Raw genomic sequence first — 22,290 nt, 5'->3', positions numbered from 1 at the left:
TGGTTTAGTTGGAAAAGTATCTTTTAATGGATATTTATGACAACTTTTTCAACGTAAGAAAGGGGGAACACTTTAAAGCGACACTTCTTTTGGAGCGTATCGGTATAAACTTTAAAGAACATAACCTAATGTAGTTTTTTTCTTAAAAGTTTTCGTCATTTCTTTGCAAACTGAAATAACCGAACCATGATCAAGGGATTCATTTTTGATTTGGATGGGGTGATCACCGATACGGCGGAGCTCCATTATGAAGCGTGGAAAAAACTGTCGGACGAAATGGGCTGGCATTTTGACCGTGAACTCAATGAAAAGCTTAGGGGGATTTCCCGAATGGATTCCATAAAAGTAATCATGGACCACAACCATGTTTCCCTCACCGATGATGCCGTAGTTGCCCTTGCCACAAAGAAAAATGATATCTATGTGGCCAGTTTGGACACCATGACTCCAAACGATTACTTACCGGGTGCCAAAGAACTATTGACACATTTACGCCAAGAAGGATTCTTGGTTGCACTGGGCAGTGCCAGTAAAAATGCCTCCAAAGTACTCCAACAACTCAATGCTACCCATTTTTTTGATGTCATTGGGGATGGCAATAGTGTTGCCAAGAGCAAACCAGCCCCAGATATCTTTTTGTATGCTTCCGAAAAATTGAAATTGCAACCCAGTAACTGTGTGGTATTCGAGGATGCCGAAAAAGGCATCGATGCAGCCATAGCCGGTGGTTTTCATAGTGTAGGTATTGGTCCGGCAGAAAGAGTGGGCCACGCGGAGGTCAGGTTCGATTCCATGAAAGAGGCCACTTTTTTCGAGGTCAAGTCGTTCTTTTCGGAGTTTTTTTAAAAAGCAAATACTACAAAGTGTAACCGCTTCTTGTTCAAAAAGTTGTAGTAAATTGCTATTTTAGGAGGATAATTCAACCTCCATGAAACCCCACACCAGTCTAGCTTGGCTCTTTTTTATTGGTCTATTTGCCAATGTTTGGGGTCAGGAAAATCAAAAAAAAATCGATAGCATCCTCCAGGTCATCAGACAGACGAAGATTGACACCGTTGCGGCTCGAAATTTTCTGGAACTGTCCGATCTTACCATGTACAACGATCCCAACAAAACTCTGGAATACTTGGAAAAGGCCCAAGCGTTGTACCAGAAAAGTAAAAATGACAAGGGTGTGGCCAAATTATACGCTCAAAAGGCCAATTACTATTACCGACTCGGTAAAATTGACTCTGCCCGACAGTACCTCAACTATTCGGTAGACCAATCCCTAGAACTTGGCGATACACTTCGGGCTTCGGTGATTCGGCACAACATTGGGATTCTGGACCATTACCAAGGCAATACGGAGAGTGCGAATGCCATCATGGACCAGAACATTCCCGTTTTTAAAAAATTTAATGACTCCCTTCATTTGGGCAATGCCTACCTACTAAAAGGAAAAATAGGTATGACTAATGGTTTTTTTAATATTGCACTTCTGGAGACCCAAAAAGCTTTGAAAATCCATGAGGCTTTGCACGACGATTTTAGAATGGCAGAAGACCTGTTTCAAATTGGTACCATATACCAGACCACAGAAGATCACGAAAAGGCCATTGCCATTTTTGAAGAAAGCATAGCCCACTACCAAAAAGTGGAAAACGATCAAAGCTGGGCACAAGTCCTAAATTATTTGGCGGACTCAGAAATCAAATTACATCAATTGGACTCTGCGGAAAAAGATCTGGACCTCGCTTTGGAGCTTTCCCAGAAACTGGAATACACCTCCAACATTGCAAGGGCCTACTTCAACAAAGGCCTGCTGGAATTTACCCGGGAAGCCTATCCTGACGCCATTGTGGATTTTGAATCAAGTCTGACCACTTGGAAAGACATAGGTTCCCCTTACAATGAGGCCACATCGCTGTTATATTTGGGTAGGACTTACCATAAACAGGGGGAGTTGAAAAAGGCCCTGACCAACATTGACAAAAGCTTGGAGATTGGAAAACAGCTACAAGATCCCGAAATTTTGGCCAAGGTGTATTTGACCAAAGCCGAAACCCTTGAAAGTTTGAAAGATTATGATGCAGCCTTGACCAATTTCAAAATGAACAAATCCATCAGTGATTCCATTTTCACCTTGAAGCGCTCCAAGGCCACGGAAGAGCTCAAAACCATTTACGAGACCGAAAAGAAAGAACAGCAGATCGCATTATTGGAGCAAGAGGCCAAAGTCAGCAATTTACAAAAACTACTCTTGGGCGTTGGACTTGGATTGTCGGTGTTAGTCTTTGGGTTCGGTTTTTATGGTATTCGCCAGAAATTGAAACGGAACAAATTGGAAAAGGAAAAGGTAGATGCTGAGCTGGCTTTTAAAAAGAAGGAACTCACCACACATGCTTTGCATTTGGCCAAAAAAAACGAGGTTTTGGAAGACCTAAAACAAAAAGCCGAAGCATTGAAGCAAACCGATGCTTCCAAAAATGGATACCAACAACTCATCCGTACCATTGATTTTGACCTACAGGACGATAACAATTGGAAAAATTTTTCCCGATATTTTGAAGAGGTCCACAAAGATTTTAATAGCAATGTAAAGGCCAGATTTCCAGATATCACTGCCAATGAACTGCGATTGCTGGCTTTGCTCAAGATGAACCTTTCTTCCAAAGAGATTGCCAATATCCTGAACATTTCACAAGAAGGCATCAAAAAGGCACGATACAGACTTCGCAAAAAATTGAACATCGCCACCGAAGATTCTCTCCAAGACCTGGTTTTAAGCCTCTAATAACACTCCTGGCTGTCCACTTGATGTCCCTTTACTAAAATGGGGGTGTCCACCTTTTGTCCACCTTCCATATTTCATCCCTAAAAATCAGCATTTTATGTTTGTTCCGTCATTGATTTTGACACAGCAGTTTTGTGGTCTTGCTCGGCTAAGGGCTGCAGACCGTTACCGGGCGAGTCGCACAAAACAACAATCAAGTTTAACCACAAAACATCAGAATCATGAAAACAACCATGAAATTGTACAGCAGATTTTTGACCCTGACCTTAATCATCCTCTTTCTGGGATGCAGCAAGGATAGTGATGGTACTACCGACCCGAACCCTGATCCAGATAAACCGATGACCGTTGCCGAGGTGGTGGCCAGTGGTGATGGGTTCGAAGAATTTCCACCCACTACCACAGAAACGGAAGTTGAGGGCACGGAGCAATCAACGAACGAGGATTATGATAAAAAGGAGAGCGGTGAAAATGTGGAACAACGCTGGGTGTGCACCGAAAAGGAAGTGGACATTACAGGTGGCACCCATACCTTCCCCCTCTACAATACCAATGCATCTGTTATATGGCCCGGGAATCTTTTACAGGGCAAAACCTTGGACAATGCAACACCATCGGACATTGTTGTGAAACGTGCTGGCGGAAAAATTACCTATAATTTGGTGACCGGCAACCCAAAAGCTACGGTCACCGTGGATGTTGTGGATCAAGGTACCGTACAACAGGCCATGAACGATGTCATTGCACAGAATGGGGACATCACCCCAGCTAATTTCACCTTGGATGTTGTGGCCATCAACTCGAAAGAGCAATTGGCCTTGGAAATGGGCTTGAAGGCATCCACCTTGACCACCAAAGTAAGTTCCAGTTTTTCATACAACACCAGTTCCGAATATAGCAGTGTTTTGGTAAAATTGACCCAAGCCTATTACACCATGAGCTACGTAAAGCCTACCGGTTTGGATGAAGTTTTCGATGCGAGCGTAACGGGGGAACAACTCGCCAAATATATTCAATCGGATAATCCGGCAACCTTTGTTTCATCAGTGACCTATGGACGTATTTTTTACATGCTTTATGAGTCGACCGCATCGGCTGAGGACATGGAATTTGCCCTGAAAGGCTCTTACAATGCCGTTGCAGGAAAAGTTAGCGGAAGTGTGGATATTGAATCGCTGAGGGAGTTCAACAATTTATCCGTTAAAGTGATTGCCTACGGTGGAGATTCTGAAGGCACCTTGAACGCCGTGGGTGCCACCTTTGGTGGGGAAGATGCCGTGGACAATTTAAAGGATATTGTAGACCGTCTTGCCGCTTCCAGTGATATTTCGGGGGGATTGCCCCTCTCCTATGTAGTGAATAGCCTGGAAGACCCCAGCGTAGTGGTGAGTACTAATTTGGCTACCAAATACACTGTAAAGAATTGTGAATTGAAGGGTGTTTTGCCACCAGGACTCTACAGTAGCCTTTTAGATCTTTTTGAGGATGGCATCGGTGCCATGGCACAATTGGGGAACAGTGATGTACTCATTTTCAACAAAGCGGGAACCCAATATGCTTGGTTCAATGGCAATACACCAGGTATCCTGAGTGATGGGGACAGAAGAATTTTTGACATCACAGACCCCGATGCACCCTTGGGCGCCCTTCAGTTGGGAAGTGTTGGGGCAGCCGTCCTATTTGCAGACAACCTTGCCCCGCGATTATACGTCTTCAGCGGTGATGGGTTCCAATTACAAATATTCAGATTGACCAATTATACGGCCAACAACCAATTACCAACGGAACCGATTGGAACGGCGGACAATCCTATCTTGGTAAACGAAACTTTTGGTGATAGTGGAAACTTCAACCTCGCTACCCAGGGAATTGGTGCAGCGGTAAAAGTAGGGGTTTCATCCATGGCCTTTTTTGGACAGGATGGGGATGAATACCAAGTCTACAGTTCCGCTAGTGGTGGCAGTTGGGGGTCATCCAAAGCCTCCAATGAGTGGTTCGGAGACCCCTTGAGTATTGAAAACCATGGCGCCCTGTTTGATGAGGTAGGTGCAGCCACCCAGTTCAATATAGGTGGTTCCAGCGTACGATTCCTTTTTGTGAACAAAGAAGGGGATGAAATCATGGAATGGTTCTCATCGGCAACGGCTGGTGAAGATCGCTTTGAAGGACCCTGGGTCATTAGATAGCACAAAGATTGAGTTAGCATAAAAAAAGCCCCGGGAACCACTCCGGGGCTTTTAAATAAAATCAAAACCAACCTAAACATATGAGTTAACCAACTCAAAATATTTACTTTTTCATAGCAATTTTCATTAATGGAACAACCAAGTAGCAAAATACCCTACCTAGTTTTTCAAAAATTTTCAAATTATTTTGATTTTCTTCCTAAGAACCTGTTTTTAAAGGAATTACCTAATGTTTCAAAATAATGAATTTCTCACAGAAAGGATCTAGTGTTTCAAACAATATGGGGATAAAGCTGTCTCCCATTTCAAGATAGAGTTCGGAAAAGTTCCATTGGCGTTCTTGAAGGGATTTGTTGGGGAACAACTCGTTCTGAAGTTCGGTCAACCGTACCACATGGTCCTTCAATTTCCTCTTTTGCGCCTTCAACAAACGCTTCTCCAAGGCATCCAAACCTTTTTTCTGCTTGACTTCCTGCGCTTTCACCGCTCCCAAAAAACTTTCATCGGTCTGCTCGGCCAATTTATACAAATGCTTGAATTGCTCCTCCAACAGCTTTTTCTGGGGAGAGAAATCAATATCGATGTTGGAAATGTCACGGATTTTCTTGTTGATCAGGGAATGCTGCTTCAAAAACAAATGGGAAATCTTAAGACCAAGTTTCTCCACTTTTTGAGATTGCTTTTCCGTGATGACCAATGCCGAGTTTCTGAGCATCAACATGGGATAGGGTACCCCAAGTGCCTCAAAATAGGATTTAAGTTCCAACCAGTAGGCCAACTCACCTCCTCCACCGATATAGCAAAGATTAGGCAATATCACTTCTTGATACAAGGGCCTTGTCACCACATTGGGTGAAAATCGTTCGGGATGGTTTTCCAATTCCTTCTCCAAAGCTTCAGGGGTAAAATCAATATGGGTATTGATGACGTGGTACTTGCCCTGTTTCTCCACAATGCGTTCGCGTAGGCCATCTTTCAGGTAGAAATAATTGATTTCACGTGGGTTCACCTGTATGGTGTAATCCGAGGATACCTTGCTCAGTTCGGCTATGCTTTCCGATACTTTGGTAAAAGGAATCTGCTCAAAAATATCTTTCCTGACATAGGGCACCAATAATTTTTTCAATTGGACATCATCACCATCCACAATGACCAAACCTTGTTCGCCAAAAAGGGTGTTGGCCAAAAACCGAGTAGCCTCGGCAAGGGTATTGTGCTGCAAATAGGCTTGTTGGAATATTTTTTTAAGTGCTTCAGATTGCCCAAACTGACCAACCTCTGCAGCAAAGGTGTCAAACACCTGATCTAACCCATCTGTGGACAAACGCCCCACGGCACCCTTGGCCTTTTTGTTCCATTGGATTTTCTTGCCATGTAGGTTGAAATAATTGATTTCATCAAAATCATGGTCCTCGGTAGCCATCCAATACACGGGAACAAAATGGTAATCCGGATACGTATCTTTTAGTTTTTTAGCCAGATTGATGGTGGAAACGATTTTATACAGAAAGTACAAAGGCCCTGTGAACAGGTTCAATTGGTGGCCCGTGACCACCGTAAAGGTTTTACTATCGGCCAGACGTGTAATATGTTCAGAGGTTGCTTCGGAAATTGTGGTTTCCTGATATTGTCTCTGCAAGGCATCAACCAAAACTTTCCTATGGTCTTTGGGGAAACTTGTCTGTTTTTCTTGGATCTGTCCCGCAAAATTCTCCAATTTCGGATACCTGTTGAAGAATGGTCTTAGGTCTTCGTGTTGGTCTAGATAATCGCAAATAAGTTTGGAAAAATAACCTGTTTCCTTAAAGGGTATACAATCTATATCCATTCAAACTGTAATGAGGTGTTCAAAGATAACGTACTTCTCTTTTAGTCGTCCTAAAAATACGTTAATTGCATTTTTTGCATTTCTACCGTTCCCTCCATATAAAAATTAGGTGTCACGACCAATTTATTAGTAGATTTGAAATTCAACTAATTTAACCAAACATGACCCGATTTTTATTTTCCCTCATTCTTCTTTTTTCCCTTACCCTTTCCGCACAACAGTTAAAATCCCCTTCCGAATTTTTGGGGTATGAATTGGGAACCGAATTTACCCGTCACAACGAAGTGGTAGATTATTACGAATATTTGGCCAAAGCCGCTCCCGACAGGGTAAAACTTACCGTTTACGGTCAGACCAATGAACGTAGGCCTTTGATCGTTGCCTATGTAAGCTCCGCAGAAAACATTTCCAATTTGGAAACCATCCGGTTGGAACATTTGAAAGAAACCAATGGTGAGGGAACTTCTGATAAGGCCATTGTTTGGTTGAGCTATAATGTGCACGGGAACGAAAGTGTGAGCACGGAGGCTTCCATGAAGACGATTTATGAATTATTGACCAGCAAAAGTTCTTATCTTGAAAATACTGTGGTGATTATGGATCCCTGTATCAATCCTGATGGGCGGGACCGCTACAGCAACTGGTACAATCAATATAAAAACACACCCAACCAAGTGGATCCCAATAGTAAGGAACACCATGAGGGTTGGTGGGGTGGCCGAAGCAACCACTATATGTTCGACCTGAACCGCGATTGGGCTTGGTTGACGCAGGTGGAAAGTCAACAACGGTTAAAAATGTACAACCAATGGATGCCTCACGTGCATGTAGATTTCCATGAGCAAGGGGTGAACAATCCCTACTACTTTGCCCCAGCAGCAGAGCCTTATCATGAGGTCATTACCGATTTCCAGCGTGACTTTCAAGTGACCTTGGGCCGCAACCATGCCAAATATTTTGATGCCAATGGTTGGTTTTATTTTACCAAAGAAGTCTTTGACCTGTTATACCCAAGTTACGGGGACACTTACCCCATTTATAATGGCGCCATCGGGATGACTTATGAGCAAGGCGGCGGCGGAAGGGCCGGTCTGGGTATTATCACTGCAAATGGAGACACCCTGACCCTTAAGGATAGGATTGCGCACCACTATACCACTGGCATTTCCACAGTGGAGGTATCGTCCAAAAATGCAGCAAAATTGAATGAGGAATTCAAAAAATTCTACAAAAACCAAAATTTCAAATACAAGAGCTACGTATTGAAGGGAGATGAGGACAAGTTAAAATCCTTGAAATCCCTTTTGGAAAAACACCATATCCAATATGGTAATCTAGCGAGCGGTTCCTACAAAGGCCATGAATATGCCACAGGAAAGAGTGGAAGCATGTCCGTTAATGGCAATGGTATGGTGGTTTCCACCAATCAACCCAAAGGAACTTTGGTTACGGTATTGTTCGAGCCCAATGCCAAACTTTCGGATTCCTTGACCTATGATATCACAGCATGGTCCCTACCCTACGCCTACGGTCTTGATGCTATAGCCTCATCTACATTGATTGCACCACAAAGTGCCAAGGAAAATATGGTTTCAACTCTTGTGGACAAGAATACCTACGCTTACCTAACCGATTGGAATAGCATAGAGGACGCCAAGTTCTTGGCCACTTTGATCAAAGAAGGGGTTCGGGTGCGTAAGGCCAATCTCCCCTTCAAGATGGAAGGAAAGTCCTTTGAAAGGGGAACCCTTATCATCACTAAATCGGACAATGAGAACAAAGCGGATTTTACTGAAATCCTTCAGACCACTGCCCAAAAATTCCAAAAGAACCTAACTCCCGTGAGCACAGGTTTTGTAGATGCAGGAAAAGATTTTGGTTCTTCTTATGTGCAGATGATTACCAAACCTAAGATTGCTATCTTATCGGGTGAACCGACCTCCACTCTACGTTTTGGAGAAATCTGGCACTTTTTTGAACAGCAACTCCATTATCCCATAACGGTTTTGGATGGTGATTACGCCAAAAGAGTAGATCTTGGGGAATACAATATTCTGATCCTTCCCGATGGCCGATACGGGAGCTATTTCAACGAAAGTCAACTTGCCGATTTAAAGGACTGGGTGCGCCAGGGAGGCAAGATCATTGCCATGGGCGGAGCCATTGATGCCATTGATGGTGACAAAGGCTTCGGCATCAAGAAAAAGGAAATGGAGAAGGATTCAGGGGAAACCCAACCTAAGCCTTATGAGGATTGGGAACGAGAAGGTATCAAAAGTGCTATCACTGGGGCCATTTTCAAAACAAAAGTAGACAATACCAATCCTTTGGCCTATGGTTATGGTAAGGACTATTTCACCTTAAAACTAGGAAGCTCCAGTTACGATTATTTACAAGGTGGCAGCGCTGTTTACTTAGAAAAAGATGCCAAACCTTTCTCTGGATTTGCAGGAAGTGAGGCCCAAAAACAAATTTCGGGATCATTGGTTTTTGGCACCGAGGGTGTTGGCCGCGGTCAAGTAATCTATATGGTGGACAACCCTCTGTTCCGAGGTTTTTGGGAAAATGGCAAGCTGTTTTTCGCCAACGCCCTATTCATGGTAGAATAAAACCTTCTTAACTGATTTTAAATAACTTAGTTCCAAATATCGGATTTTCATTGCTATCCAAAATTTTGTATATTTAATAGTATTTTTGGGTAAAAGCTATGAATTTGAAACTGAACAAACTGGTCCCATATTTTGGGAAACTTTCGACTTCGTTACTATTGACGCTAATGGTCGTTCTGCTAATGGGTCCTGCCAAGGTTTTTGCCTTTCAGGAAACCACCGATTACAACCAATACAGCGGGGAAGTTGTTGACGAATCTACCAATAGGCCCTTGGTTTTTGCCACACTCACCGTAGAAGGAACCAATATCAGTACCATATCCAATACGGAGGGAAATTTTTTACTGAAGATTCCAAAAGACATCACCAGTCAGAATGTGGTCGTATCCTTTTTGGGATATAAGACCAAAACGGTTCCCCTAGTACAACTTTCGGAAGAAGGCAATAAGATTTCATTGGAAATATCGGTCACGGAATTATCGGAAATCAACATCAATGCCCCAAAGGATGCCATGGCCCTGGTAAGGGAAACCATGGCACACAGGGATGAGAATTATTTTGACAATTCTACCTTGATGACAGCCTTTTACCGGGAAACCATCAAAAAAAGAAGAAAGAACGTCTCCTTGTCCGAAGCGGTGGTGAACATCTATAAGACCCCATACGATTCCAATCGCGACGACGCCGTTGAACTATACAAGTCAAGAAAAAGCACTGATTACAGTAAACTGGATACCGTAGCCCTAAAACTGCAGGGAGGTCCATACAATACACTTTATGTGGATATCATGAAGTATCCCGAATACATCTTTTCACCAGAATCCATGGCCAACTATAGGTTTTGGTTCGACCGCTCCACGCGAATCAATGACAAATTGATTTATGTAGTCAAGTTTAACCAGCACGAAAATATCTTGGAACCCCTATACCAAGGGGAACTTTACATTGATGTGGAAAACAAGATCCTGACCGGCGCCATCTTTTCGTTGAACATTACCGACCGGAAAAAAGCAGCAGAGCTATTTGTCCGCAGAAAACCCGCCAGGGTTGATGTGTGGCCTACCGAGGTTTCCTATCGGGTCGACTATCGGGAAAAGAACGGCAAATGGTATTATGGGTACAGCAGCGTCACCATGGAGTTCAAAGTGGACTGGGAAGACAAGTGGTTCAATTCCGTTTACAGTATGAATGCCGAAATGGCCATTACTGATTGGGAAAACAACAACACAGGAGAGCTACCCCGCAATAGGGAGCGCATTAAAAAATCCATCATCATGAGTGATGAGGCCACGGGTTTTTCCGACCCTGACTTTTGGGGTGAATACAATATCATTGAACCTGAAAAATCCATTGAGTCCGCCATCAAGAAAATCCAGCGTCAATTGCGTAGGGCCGAACGTAATAGTGACTGATTGGGCCGTTCTACATATTTTATGGATATTTAGCTTGGCCTAGTTGCCAGCGTATAATCTAAAGAAATCAAAAGTACATGTCCAAGCGAAGAACTTTTATTAAATCCGCCACGGTACTCGGAGCGGCCACATTATTGCCTAATACTGGATGGGGAAACGAGCTTACACCATCCACTCTTTCAAGAATAAAACCCAAAAAGTTGAAAAAGGGAGATACCATCGGTTTGGTGGCGCCAGGTTACGCCATAAAACCAGAGGTATTGGAAAAGGCACTGGCAACTTTAAAGGAAATGGGGTTCAAGACCTATCATACCGAACGCTTGATCGGGAATTATGGCTATTTCAGCAATACGGATGAGGAGCGGGCCAAAGATGTAAACGAAATGTTTGCCAATCCCAAGATAGATGGTATCCTATGTGCCCGTGGCGGGTATGGATGTACCCGGATTTTGGACCAACTGGATTATGAAAGTATCAAGAAGAATCCAAAAGTCTTGATCGGTTTCAGTGATATCACGGCTTTGATCCAGGCCATTTATAAAGAAACAGGCCTTGTGTGTTTCCATGGACCCGTGGGTAGTACCATAGACGATGCCTACAGCCAGAAATACTTTAAAAAGGTATTGATGAAGGGCAAGGACTCCCAAAAAATCAAAAATGCAAAACTCACCGATTCCAAGTTTTTGGAAAATCCTGAATACAATCGATACACCATCACTCCGGGCACCTGTGAAGGAGAATTGGCAGGTGGCAGTTTGACCTTGGTCAACGCTTTGATCGGTACGCCCCATGAAATCGATTTTACGGACAAACTTGTTTTTTTGGAAGATGTGGAAGAGGCTCCCTATCGTATTGACCGGATGCTTACCCAATTGATCGAAGGCGCAACTTTTAAAAAAGCAAAGGGCGTGGTGTTCGGGGTTTGCAAAGGATGTAACCGTGAAAGAAAAGAGGATAATTTCACTCTGAAAGAAGTCATCATGGACCGGATAGCCTCTTTGGGTATGCCCGCAGCCTATGGAATGAGCTTTGGGCATGTCCCCAATAATTTTACACTTCCAGTGGGAGTCCAAGCAGCTTTCAATGCCGATGAAATGAGTTTGGAACTCTTGGAAGCGGCTGTATCCTAATGAACTTTTTACTTATCAAACTCTTTAAGGGTCTTGATGATAATATCCACACAATCCAATAACTGTTCGTGATTCATCACCAAAGGTGGGGCAAAACGGATAATGTTTCCATGGGTAGGTTTGGCCAGGAGACCATTTTCCTTCAGTGCCATACAAATATCCCACGCCGTGGAACTATCCTCCGTATCGTTGATCACAATGGCATTCAACAATCCCTTTCCCCTAACCTGGGTCACCAAATCGCAAGATGGGATGAACTTGTTCAATTCTTCTCGGAACACTTCTCCCAACTCCATGGCATTTTCCGCCAATTGTTCTTCCTTGATCACTTCGAGGGCAGCAATGCCCACTGCCGCCGCCACTGGGTTTCCACCAAACGTGCTGCCATGACTACCCGGTGTTATCACGTCCATGATTTCATTATTGGCCAAAACCGCTGAAACTGGGTAAACTCCCCCTGAAAGAGCCTTCCCCAAGATCAAAATATCGGGTTTTACATTTTCATGGTCCACCGCAAGCATTTTACCCGTTCTGGCGATTCCCGTTTGTACTTCATCAGCAATAAATAGCACATTGTATTTTTTACATAGGTCTTTGGCCTCCGACAAATATCCCTCAGATGGGACATACACTCCAGCTTCACCTTGGATGGGTTCCACCAAGAAACCGGCCACATTGGGATTGTTCTGCAAAGCCTTTTCAAGAGCCACCAAATTATCATATGCTATTTTGATGAACCCTTCGGTATAAGGCCCGTAATCTTCTCGTGCAACTGGGTCGTTGGAAAACGAAATGATGGTCGTGGTCCTCCCATGAAAATTATTTTCACAAACAATTATCTGTGCCTGATTTTCAGGAATTCCCTTTTTCTGGTAGGCCCATCGTCTACAAATCTTCAAAGCGGTTTCCACAGCTTCTGCCCCCGTATTCATGGGCAATAATTTGTCGAATCCAAAGGTAGACGTAGCATACTGTTCGTACTGCCCCAACATATCATTGTAAAAAGCCCTGGAGGTCAAGGTTAAGGTTTGGGCCTGCTCCATCATGGCGCCTACGATCTTTGGGTGGCAATGCCCCTGGTTCACTGCAGAATAAGCGGAGAGAAAATCATAATATCTCTTGCCTTCCACATCCCATACATAAACACCTTCGCCTTTGCTCAAAACCACAGGTAATGGGTGATAGTTATGGGCTCCGTACTTGTTTTCCAAATCAATCGCTTGCTGCGATGTTAAATGCTCTAAAACAGCCATTTCAATAATTTTTTAAATTCATAAAACAACCATTCCTACAATACCTTTATTCTTTCGAGGACTCGAAAAAGCAGCGTGGGAGAGAAATCATCCCTAGAAGTGCCCGCAAATTACAAATTATTGTTCAAAAGCATGGCTTTGTGGTGCTTGATTCTAGAACGTGATACGCGGAAAGTTTAGGTTCAATTTAAGAAGCTAGGAGCCATCAAATACCAAAAAGAAATTACTTTTGCGCCATGCGTAAAAAGAACAAGCGACAGACTTTTGAAAATGTAACGGTTGTTGATGCCGGAGCCAAGGGAAAATCTGTGGGCAAGGCACCGGATGGCAGGATCATTTTCCTGTCCAATGCCGTCCCAGGTGATGTAGTAGACGTGATGACCACCAAAAAGAGGAGTGCCTATTTTGAAGGCACTGCTACCCATTTCCATGTCCTTTCCGATAAAAGGACCCAGCCCGAATGTCAACATTTTGGCACTTGTGGAGGTTGTAAATGGCAAAACATGGCCTACGAGCACCAACTTCATTTCAAACAAAACGAGGTCGAGAACAATTTAAAGCGCATTGGTCATCTTGAACTGCCGGAAATCAGCCCCATATTGGGTTCCAAGAAGCAATATTTTTATCGGAACAAAATGGAATTTTCTTTTTCCAATAGTCGGTGGTTGACCGAATCGGAAATCAACTCTGAGAAGGATATTGATGACCGCAAGGCCCTGGGATTCCATATTCCAGGGATGTGGGACAAGATTTTGGACATTAAAAAATGTCACTTACAACAAGACCCTTCCAATGCCATCCGATTGGAAACCAAAAGATTTGCCTCCGAAAATGGATTGTCCTTCTTTGATCCCCGCAAACAAGAGGGGCTTTTGCGCACCATGATGATGCGCACCGCTTCCACAGGGGAAATCATGTTGCTCATTCAATTTTTTGAAGACAAAAAAGAACAACGGGAACTGCTTTTGAACCATTTGGCCCAAACCTTTCCAGAAATCACCTCTTTGCTCTACGTCATCAATTCCAAACAAAATGACACCATTTACGATCAGGAAGTAATTTGCTTTTCGGGACGGGACCATATTTTTGAAGGAATGGAAGGGTTGCAATTCAAGATCAACGCCAAGTCGTTCTACCAGACCAACTCGGAGCAGGCCTTTGAACTCTACAAAGTGACCCGTGACTTTGCAGGTCTAACCGGCGATGAACTGGTTTATGACCTATATACCGGAACCGGAACCATTGCCCAGTTCGTGTCAAAAAAGGCTAAAAAAGTGATTGGGGTAGAATCCGTGCCTGAAGCCATTGAAGATGCCAAGGCGAATGCCCAACACAATAACATTAGCAACGTTGAATTCTTTGTTGGGGATATGAAAAGTGTCTTCAACGAGCAATTCATTGCGCAACATGGGCAACCCGATGTGATCATTACCGATCCCCCGCGCGATGGCATGCACAAAAATGTGGTGGAACAATTATTGCAAGTGGCCCCACCCAAAATCGTTTACGTGAGTTGTAACAGCGCAACCCAAGCCAGGGATTTGGCTCTTATGAAAGAATTTTATGAAGTCACCAAGGTGCAGCCCGTGGATATGTTTCCACAGACCCATCACGTTGAAAATGTTGTACTTTTGGAAAAACGGGCTACACTTTAATTAATAAGGACAAGAAACCGGAATGAAGAAAATTATCCCCATCCTACTTATTCTCTCATTGGTCATTTATGTTTCATCCTGTGAAAAGGATGATATCTGCGTAGACGGGGATACCCCGTTGCTGGTAATCGGTTTTTATGATATTGACGATACTACGGCCAGCAAGGATGTACCATCATTACGGATCAAGGAAGTAATTTTGGACAGTACCATCAATACCATTACTGACCGTTCAAATAATTTGGATTCCATAGGGATTCCACTCCGTTCGGATGCCATGACCACTTCCTTTGCGTTCATCACCAATTCTGCAGACGATGCGGATACCGGCGAGGAAACGGGAAACATTGACACCCTCACATTTTCTTACACCACAAGGGAAGCCTTTTTATCAAGGGCCTGCGGTTTCGTGATGAATTTTGACAACCTGAGCGTAACCTTGCCCGCAAGTGCCAATAACTGGATCCAGGACATTAAAGTGGTCCAAGAATCCATAGAAAACTCCAACAACGTCCATGTCAAGATATACTATTAGCCTCACCTTAGCCTTAATGCCCTTGATGCTATTGGGGCAAAGCGAACCCATCGACCTTCAAAAAAAGGATACCGTGGAGTACAAGGAGCAGTATGGTCTTCGAGTGGGTGCGGATATAAGCAAATTGGTCCTTTCTTTTGTTGATGAGGATTATACTGGCCTTGAGCTGGTCGGGGACTACCGTCTTACCCACAAGTTGTATTTGGCAGCCGAAATTGGCAATGAAACCAAAACACAATCCGAAAACTTGGCACAGACCCTTTTGTACAATTTTGAAACATCGGGAAGTTACATAAAGGCGGGAGTGGATATGAACACCTATGAAAATTGGTTTGGAATGAACAATTCCATCATTCTTGGGGGACGGTATGCAGTGGCGAGCTTTAGCCAAACCTTGAACGATTATTCCATCTATGATACAAATCAATACTACAACCAAGAATTTTTGGCCGGTGCCGAACCGGGCCGCGAATTTACTGGACTGACGGCTTCCTGGCTGGAGTTCGTGGTTGGTATCAAAGCAGAGCTTTTTGCAAATATCTACGTGGGCATGAGCGCACGACTTGGGTTTTTGGTCACCAATAAAGAGGACGACAACTTTCCCAATCTTTGGATTCCTGGATTCAACAAGGTTACCGATGGCAGCAATTTTGGGGTGAACTACAATTATTCCATCAGCTATTTGATTCCTTTCTACAAAAAATCCAAAAAGAAGAAAGAACCTGATCAACAATAAAAATGGAAAACAACCGCATTAACTACATCGAATTTAAGGCAAACGATCTTGCCAAGATCAAGGAGTTCTATGGCCAAGCCTTTGGATGGACCTTTACCGATTATGGGCCTGATTATATTGCTTTTTCCGATAGCGGACTGGATGGTGGCTTTGAGTATACTAACGAGAAAATATCCAATGGGGCACTCGTTGTCCTATACCATGAAAGCTTGGAGGGGATACAAGAAAAAGTAATGAAATCGGGAGGGACCATTGTCAAGGAAATCTTTTCGTTTCCAGGCGGAAGAAGGTTCCATTTTACAGATCCTTCGGGCAATGAACTTGCCATTTGGTCGGATAAATAAAAAAGAGCCTGATTAATCAGGCTCTTTTTCTTTGAAGTTAGATTGAGTTAGTTAGTTTTTGCTTTTAAAAACTTACCAAAGCTAATGAAATAATTCACTTGACCAAATTTTTCAACCCATTGTTACATTCTTAACTTGGATTATTGTGATGTTTGGCTTTACGGCTTCCCTCGTAGATTTCGTACTGTACAAATTTGGCTTCCAGTTTACCATTGAAAGCCTTGATTTTTTGGGATGGTTTCAACCCTACAAATTTAAGGGCCTCAAGGTTGGAAGTAATCATCCATGCATTTGTTCCAGGGTAACTCTGTTTTAAGGTATCCCCTATTTTGGCGTAAAACTCCTCCACCTCAATGGGTAAACGCTCCCCGTATGGTGGATTGAACACCATTTGGAGCTTTCCTTCCACAGGCTTTTCCGTATAAAAGAAATCCTTGCGTTCCACGGTGATATAATCGGATAAATTGGCATTTTCCGCATTTTCTTGAGATTTTCTCACTGCTGAAGGTGCCTTGTCATACCCCAAGATTTTATGATGGAATTCCCTGGTCTTTTTTAAACTGGCCTCCACTATTTTTTGGTGCAATTCCGAATCATAATCCTTCCAATGCATAAAGGCATAGGATTCCCTGTTGATGTTGGCCGGAACATTGCACGCGATCATGGCCGCCTCGATCAAAAAAGTACCACTACCACACATGGGATCCAAAAAGTCGGTCTGCCCATCCCAACCACTCCTCAAGAGTAATCCAGCGGCCAACACCTCATTGATCGGGGCAATATTGGTCAAAATACGGTATCCCCGTTGATGCAGTGAATTCCCAGAACTGTCCAAGGAAACGGTACAGGTATTCTTAAAAATATGGATATTGATCCGGACATCCGGATCTTGTGTGCTGACATTGGGACGTTGCCTCACCACCGCTCGGAACTTATCCACAATGGCATCTTTGGCCTTTAAGGACACGAACATGGAATTGTTGAACACATCCGATGTTACCGTGGAATCAATGGCAAAGGTCTTTTCCGCATCGAACAGAGCCGGCCAATCCAAACTGTAGATGTGGTTATAAAGGTCCTTTTCATTAAAAACCTTGAATGTTTTGAGTGGCTTGTACACTTTTAACGCCGTGCGCAAACACAAATTGGCCTTGTACATAAATCCCGTATCTCCTTCAAAAGTTACGTTCCTTACCCCCTCTTCAACATGTCCGGCACCTAGATCCCTAAGTTCCTTTGCCAAAATAGGTTCGAAACTATACAGGGTCTTCGCCATCATTTTAAAATTTCCTGCCATACCGTCAATACATCTTTCGGCAAAAATAGGCTATTTTTACTCCTTCAAGTCTGCCTATGGATTTTCCTTCAATTCTCGTTTACCTGATTCCCATTTTGGCCGTTTGGACCGGGTTTGCCTTTGTATGGTTCATCAAGCCAGAAAATACAGGTAACATTAAGCTTTTATTGGCCTTCAGTGGTGCCTTTTTGTTATCCCTGACCTTTTTTGAGCTATTGCCGGAAGTTTATGAAGGCAACGACCCAAAGACCATTGCCCTATTCATTCTGGGTGGGATTTTATTGCAGATTTTTTTGGAGTTCTTTTCCAAGGGAGCGGAGCACGGACACATGCACATCCATCTAAAGGAGAATAAATTTCCGACCTTATTATTCCTAAGCCTTTCCATCCATGCTTTGGTGGAGGGCGTTCCCATTCACGGAAACAATTCCATTTTGTATGGAATCGTCATCCACAAAATTCCTATTGCCATCATCCTGAGTATCTTTTTTGTGAACTCCAAGATGAAATTGGGTTCCATATTGTTGTTCGTAGCTGCCTTTTCCTTGATGACACCTTTGGGGAGTTACCTGTCCACTTCACCATGGATTGCCAATTATGGCCAATTTTTGACCGCTTTGGCCATTGGGGTGTTTTTCCACATTTCGACCATCATCCTATTTGAAAGTTCCCAAGGACATGCCTTCAACCTGAGAAAGTTGTTGGTCATTATTTTAGGTGTAGGGATTGCCTATTTGGTATAGATTCTGGTGGTGTGGTTCTCAAAAAGGGCCTTTTGCTCCAGAACAAGGTGCAAGCTTTCCAATTGTTGCAAATCTTCCTTGTTTCTGGTATTGGTAATGATGAAAGCATCTGGATGTTCTTTCAAATAAGCATGGATTTCTTCCAAAGAATCCAGCACAGGAAAGGTTCTTTGAAAATTGATAGGAAATGCACTATCAAATCTTTTATAGGCAACCATATCAGCATTTGCAGGCAGTTGTTCTAAAGCTTTGGAAACCGGACTGTGCTGGGTCAATGAAGGATAAATAAACCCATAAAGGCACAGTCCCATCAATATCCATCCTCCCGCAATCCACTTGAAGGTAGTTTTAAACCTTCCCGATAGATAAAAGTAGAAAGATGCCAAACCAGTGATACTGGTCAAAATCAAAAATAGACTGATATATCTCAAGTTGAACAATGATTTTTCCATGGACAGGCCAATCCATCCTCCAATGGGCAGTAAAATACCAATCAACATCAAAAACAATAGACTTACTGTGAGTGCTCGTGTTCTTTTTCCCCCTTGATAGGTCTGATATAGATAAAAGGCGATCAAGATAGCTACGAACGGATAGCTGGGCATCGGGTAATTGGGAAGCTTGGTGCTGGAAATACTAAAAAAAACTATGGTAATGGCCGAGACCAAAAAAGAGAACAGTACAAAATCGTTTGTTTTTCTAACCTTCCATGCCCTTACAAACCCTTGAACAAGGAACACTGAAAAGGGCAGCATTCCCAACAGCACATACAATAGTGTTATGAGGAAAAGACCTCCATGTCCTTCCTTTTCCGAACCAAATCTGGATAGGTTATGGTCCAAGAAAAAGCCTTTGGTCCACTCCCCATCAGTGTAAAGATGAACGAGATAATACCAAGGACCAGCAATCAAGATGATGAGCAACAGGCCAAGGAATGGTTTTAATTTCAAAACGTTCCTAAGATTGAATTCCTTTTGCACCCACAGAAAAATAGGTATGACCAGCCCTGGTAATACGATCGCAATGGGACCCTTGGTCAATATGCCCAAGGCCATTCCTACATAAAATGGAAGCAACCAACTTATTCTTTGTGTTTTGTAGAAACCATAAAAGGAAAAAAGGGATAGGGTAACAAAAAAAATGAGGTAGGGGTCGGGTACTGCCAAATGAAATTCCTGTACAAAGAATAAGGACGACATTAAAACCACTACCGTAATCTTGGCCACCAGTGGGTGGAACCATCTTTTCACACTCCAATAGGTCATAAACAGGGTAAGCGCACCAAAAAATCCTGAAAAAAACCGCGCGCCCAACGCGTTTACCCCAAAGATTTTATAGCCCAGCACCATGAAAAAGTAATGTAAGGGCGGTTTATCGGTTCGCAATTGTCCATTGAAGAAAGGGATTATATAATTGCCAGAAACCAACATTTCCCGAGCTGCCTCTGAGTTTCGGGCTTCATCCAATATATATATGGGATAGAGACCAACAAAGGAGGTACAGATCAACAGTCCGAAAAGAAAAACGAGAAGGGAATCGTATTTTTTCAATAGCTCAAAGTATCAAATGACTACAAATTAGCCATTAAACAACTGTCTTAGTGCATTTTGGGTTGTCTGTTGCACTTGTTGTACATCAATATGAATTTGTTTGGAGTGCCATTTTTTAGGAATCCTTTTCACTATCAAATAAGCGGAAGTTGAGGAAAGTGTACCAAAAAGAATCCCAAAATAGACATCCACAAATAAATGTTGGACCAAGTAAATACGGGATATACCTACTACCAACCCAAGGGACATCAAAACCCAACTGGCAGAGCGGTTACGGGACAACAACGCAAAAAAGGAGACCAAAAAGAATATGGTAGCCGTGTGGCCCGAGGGAAAGGAATTAACATATCTGATTTTGACCCCTTCCACCAAATGGATCAAGTTGCCCAACCTTGATCTGTAAAAATAGAGATAAGGCCTTAATTCACCTGAATAGAACCCTTTCTTGAACAGGAGCACCAATATGATCTGAAGGGCAAAGGCCAATAGAAAAATGGCCAGCCATTTTAATTTAAACCGAAGAACCAGAACCATGACAAATGCCACGGTAATTGCATTTCCCAATGAACTGGATTTGATAAAAACAGAATCCAAAAAAGGGGTTCGCTGTCCGTTTACAAAAAGTAGGATTACTCCTTTATCGAAAAACAAAAAAGGAAAAAGTATGGCCAACAACAAAAAGAACGGGAACAATCTTTGTACTACGATGCGCATGCCTGGAGGTTTGTTTCAAAGTTACTTTTGGCATGTTCCTTTGAAGTTAATCCTGAATTATTTCAAGTTTATTATATTCTTGCCCCATCGTAAATCAAATATTAAGTTAATCTTATTAGAAAATAACAGGAAAGACAATAAGTCGTATTTGGTACCCGTGGCATCCTAAACATACGAAAAGGAAAAGCCACGACTATGATTTAGCTATGGCCTTTCTCGTAATTTACCTTTCTTACTCGTACGCTATACCACTAGTTGTAAACTAGCGGTAGCGGAGGGTAGGGATTGCCCATTTGGTATAAAGCCTTAGCTCCAATGTAATCTCAAATGCTTGTTGTCGAATATTCTGACATTTCTTGATTCCATTTTTGTGATATTGACAAATTGAGTTAGATTTAAAAAAAATCAAACCCAACCTTGTGCATGAAAAAATACTTACCCTTCCAAATTTTAATTTTTGTCCTTTTCGTTATTTCTTGCTCCTCAGATTCTGGAGATCCAGAGCCGGAGCCGGAACCAGATGTAATCGCACCGACAGTTACCGTCCAAATTGCAGGTTCTAGCAACAATTCGACTGGAGAACCCCCTGTTTTTAGCAATCAAATTACCATTAATATAAATGCACAAGATGCTGGTGGAGTAGCTAAAGTGGAAGCATTTATAAACAATCAAAAAGTAGGCGAGGATAATAGTGCACCGTTTCAACTCACGATTGACCTTTCAAATTATTCCTCAAAGATTCCGAGTACTGGAAAGTTCCAAGATTACATACTAAAAATTGTTGCGACGGATACTTCTGGAAACGAAGGTGTTTCGGAGCAAATTATACATATAGACAATGAGTTGCCTTCTGTTTCCAATGTTTCATTATCCAATACAAGTATTATTAACGGAGATACCAATGCCGTAACATTTGAGGTAAGTGACAATGAAGGTTTGACCTCTGTGGAAACCTACTTGAACAATATACTACTTCAAGAAATAACGGATGAAGTCTATGAAATCAACATCAATACATTGGATTTGAATGATGGAAATAATATTTTCAAAATTGTAGCTGTTGATTTGGCACAGAACACAACCAACTATGAGGTTAATTTCATTGCTGATAATACAGGGCCGACAATTGCTTTGGAATCACTAGAGGTCAATCAAATCATTGATGAACCAACACTTTTTAATCCTACTGTTACAGATGAATATTCGGATATTACTTCAGTCGAGTTTCTATTGGGGGAATCCCCTCAACTCCTTATTGAAAGCGCACCCAACTATGAGTGGGAATTAGACCCTGCTGCTTTTGCCACTGGGGCAATTAGTGTTTATATCAAAGCTTTGGACGCCCTGGGAAATGAAAGCATGGAAGAATACCCTATTGAAATTTTGAGAAGATTGATAACCATTGCCATTCCTGCCAATTTTTATGGCACCAACACGGCAAGATTGTTTGTCTTTGCCTCTGGAATGGATGGTCAATTGTTGGATGTTGAAAGAATTTATAGTGATTCGGAAATCATAAGAC

General features: G+C 42.7%; 17 protein-coding genes (1 of these 17 cut by a window edge). 12 read left to right on the top strand and 5 right to left on the bottom strand.

Annotated features, from left to right (window positions below; all coding sequences use genetic code 11):
- Nucleotides 1-186 precede the first annotated feature (186 nt).
- From pgmB to D2U88_RS05385, 3 genes are all read left to right on the top strand, one after another.
- Nucleotides 187-846, top strand: a complete 660-nt coding sequence (gene pgmB, locus D2U88_RS05395) for a beta-phosphoglucomutase (RefSeq protein ID WP_119639287.1) — start codon at nt 187-189, stop codon at nt 844-846.
- Between the two features lie 82 nt (nt 847-928).
- Nucleotides 929-2,776 (top strand): tetratricopeptide repeat protein, encoded by a 1,848-nt coding sequence (locus D2U88_RS05390; protein WP_119639286.1) that lies wholly within the window; start codon nt 929-931, stop codon nt 2,774-2,776.
- 221 nt (nt 2,777-2,997) lie between these two features.
- A complete protein-coding gene (locus tag D2U88_RS05385) occupies nt 2,998-4,962 on the top strand; it encodes a thiol-activated cytolysin family protein (protein ID WP_119639285.1) in 1,965 nt (654 codons plus the stop codon).
- 226 nt (nt 4,963-5,188) lie between these two features.
- On the opposite strand, the gene bshC is transcribed toward D2U88_RS05385, so the two are convergent.
- Nucleotides 5,189-6,790: a bacillithiol biosynthesis cysteine-adding enzyme BshC gene (gene bshC, locus D2U88_RS05380; protein ID WP_119639284.1), complete on the bottom strand. Its 1,602-nt coding sequence runs from the start codon at nt 6,788-6,790 to the stop codon at nt 5,189-5,191.
- Between the two features lie 161 nt (nt 6,791-6,951).
- Between bshC and D2U88_RS05375 the strand changes: the two genes are divergently transcribed.
- The 3 genes from D2U88_RS05375 (at nt 6,952) to D2U88_RS05365 (ending at nt 11,941) form a co-directional block, all read left to right on the top strand.
- Nucleotides 6,952-9,399, top strand: coding sequence for a M14 family metallopeptidase (locus tag D2U88_RS05375; protein WP_119639283.1), 2,448 nt, complete (start codon nt 6,952-6,954; stop codon nt 9,397-9,399).
- Nucleotides 9,400-9,497: 98 nt separating this feature from the next.
- A complete protein-coding gene (locus D2U88_RS05370) occupies nt 9,498-10,811 on the top strand; it encodes a carboxypeptidase-like regulatory domain-containing protein (protein WP_119639282.1) in 1,314 nt (437 codons plus the stop codon).
- Nucleotides 10,812-10,888: 77 nt separating this feature from the next.
- The gene (locus tag D2U88_RS05365) at nt 10,889-11,941 is read left to right on the top strand and encodes a S66 peptidase family protein (protein ID WP_119639281.1); all 1,053 of its coding nucleotides are present in this window, start codon (nt 10,889-10,891) and stop codon (nt 11,939-11,941) included.
- An 8-nt stretch (nt 11,942-11,949) separates the two neighbouring features.
- Here D2U88_RS05365 and rocD read toward each other — a convergent pair whose 3' ends face one another.
- Entirely contained in the window at nt 11,950-13,194 is a 1,245-nt protein-coding gene (gene rocD, locus D2U88_RS05360; protein ID WP_119639280.1) for an ornithine--oxo-acid transaminase, read from the bottom strand.
- A gap of 236 nt (nt 13,195-13,430) precedes the next feature.
- On the opposite strand from rocD, the gene rlmD reads away from it, so the two are divergent.
- The 4 genes from rlmD to D2U88_RS05340 are packed head-to-tail and all read left to right on the top strand — an operon-like array spanning nt 13,431 to nt 16,464.
- A complete protein-coding gene (rlmD, locus tag D2U88_RS05355; protein ID WP_119639279.1) occupies nt 13,431-14,849 on the top strand; it encodes a 23S rRNA (uracil(1939)-C(5))-methyltransferase RlmD in 1,419 nt (472 codons plus the stop codon).
- 22 nt (nt 14,850-14,871) lie between these two features.
- Nucleotides 14,872-15,384: a DUF6452 family protein gene (locus D2U88_RS05350; RefSeq protein WP_119639278.1), complete on the top strand. Its 513-nt coding sequence runs from the start codon at nt 14,872-14,874 to the stop codon at nt 15,382-15,384.
- Complete coding sequence (locus tag D2U88_RS05345; RefSeq protein ID WP_119639277.1) at nt 15,365-16,120, top strand: DUF6048 family protein; 756 nt, start codon at nt 15,365-15,367, stop codon at nt 16,118-16,120. The genes D2U88_RS05350 and D2U88_RS05345 overlap by 20 nt, the downstream gene beginning before the upstream one ends.
- A gap of 2 nt (nt 16,121-16,122) precedes the next feature.
- Nucleotides 16,123-16,464 carry a VOC family protein gene (locus tag D2U88_RS05340; RefSeq protein ID WP_119639276.1) on the top strand — a complete coding sequence of 114 codons (342 nt, stop codon included), beginning with the start codon at nt 16,123-16,125 and terminating at the stop codon, nt 16,462-16,464.
- Between the two features lie 130 nt (nt 16,465-16,594).
- Here D2U88_RS05340 and D2U88_RS05335 read toward each other — a convergent pair whose 3' ends face one another.
- On the bottom strand, nt 16,595-17,761 hold the full coding sequence (locus D2U88_RS05335; RefSeq protein WP_119639275.1) for a THUMP domain-containing class I SAM-dependent RNA methyltransferase: 1,167 nt from the start codon (nt 17,759-17,761) through the stop codon (nt 16,595-16,597).
- A gap of 56 nt (nt 17,762-17,817) precedes the next feature.
- Here D2U88_RS05335 and D2U88_RS05330 point away from each other — a divergent pair, with 56 nt between their 5' ends.
- Complete coding sequence (locus tag D2U88_RS05330; protein WP_119639274.1) at nt 17,818-18,504, top strand: ZIP family metal transporter; 687 nt, start codon at nt 17,818-17,820, stop codon at nt 18,502-18,504.
- Here the strand turns inward: D2U88_RS05330 and D2U88_RS05325 are convergent.
- Both D2U88_RS05325 and D2U88_RS05320 read right to left on the bottom strand, forming a co-directional pair.
- Nucleotides 18,492-20,054 (bottom strand): ArnT family glycosyltransferase, encoded by a 1,563-nt coding sequence (locus D2U88_RS05325; RefSeq protein WP_119639273.1) that lies wholly within the window; start codon nt 20,052-20,054, stop codon nt 18,492-18,494. The genes D2U88_RS05330 and D2U88_RS05325 overlap by 13 nt on opposite strands.
- A gap of 27 nt (nt 20,055-20,081) precedes the next feature.
- Entirely contained in the window at nt 20,082-20,768 is a 687-nt protein-coding gene (locus tag D2U88_RS05320) for a phosphatase PAP2 family protein (protein ID WP_119639272.1), read from the bottom strand.
- Between the two features lie 423 nt (nt 20,769-21,191).
- Between D2U88_RS05320 and D2U88_RS05315 the strand changes: the two genes are divergently transcribed.
- Nucleotides 21,192-22,290, top strand: the 5' end (the start) of a protein-coding gene (locus D2U88_RS05315) for an Ig-like domain-containing protein (RefSeq protein ID WP_119639271.1). Its footprint extends 1,130 nt past the window's final position; only the first 1,099 of its 2,229 coding nucleotides appear in the window; it begins with the start codon at nt 21,192-21,194; the stop codon falls past the right edge of the window.

Origin of the sequence: Flagellimonas aequoris, assembly GCF_003584165.1 — a bacterium.
Lineage (GTDB): Bacteria > Bacteroidota > Bacteroidia > Flavobacteriales > Flavobacteriaceae > Flagellimonas > Flagellimonas aequoris.
Note: the sequence above shows the minus strand (reverse complement) of the source record. Positions and strands in the feature narration are given on the sequence as shown.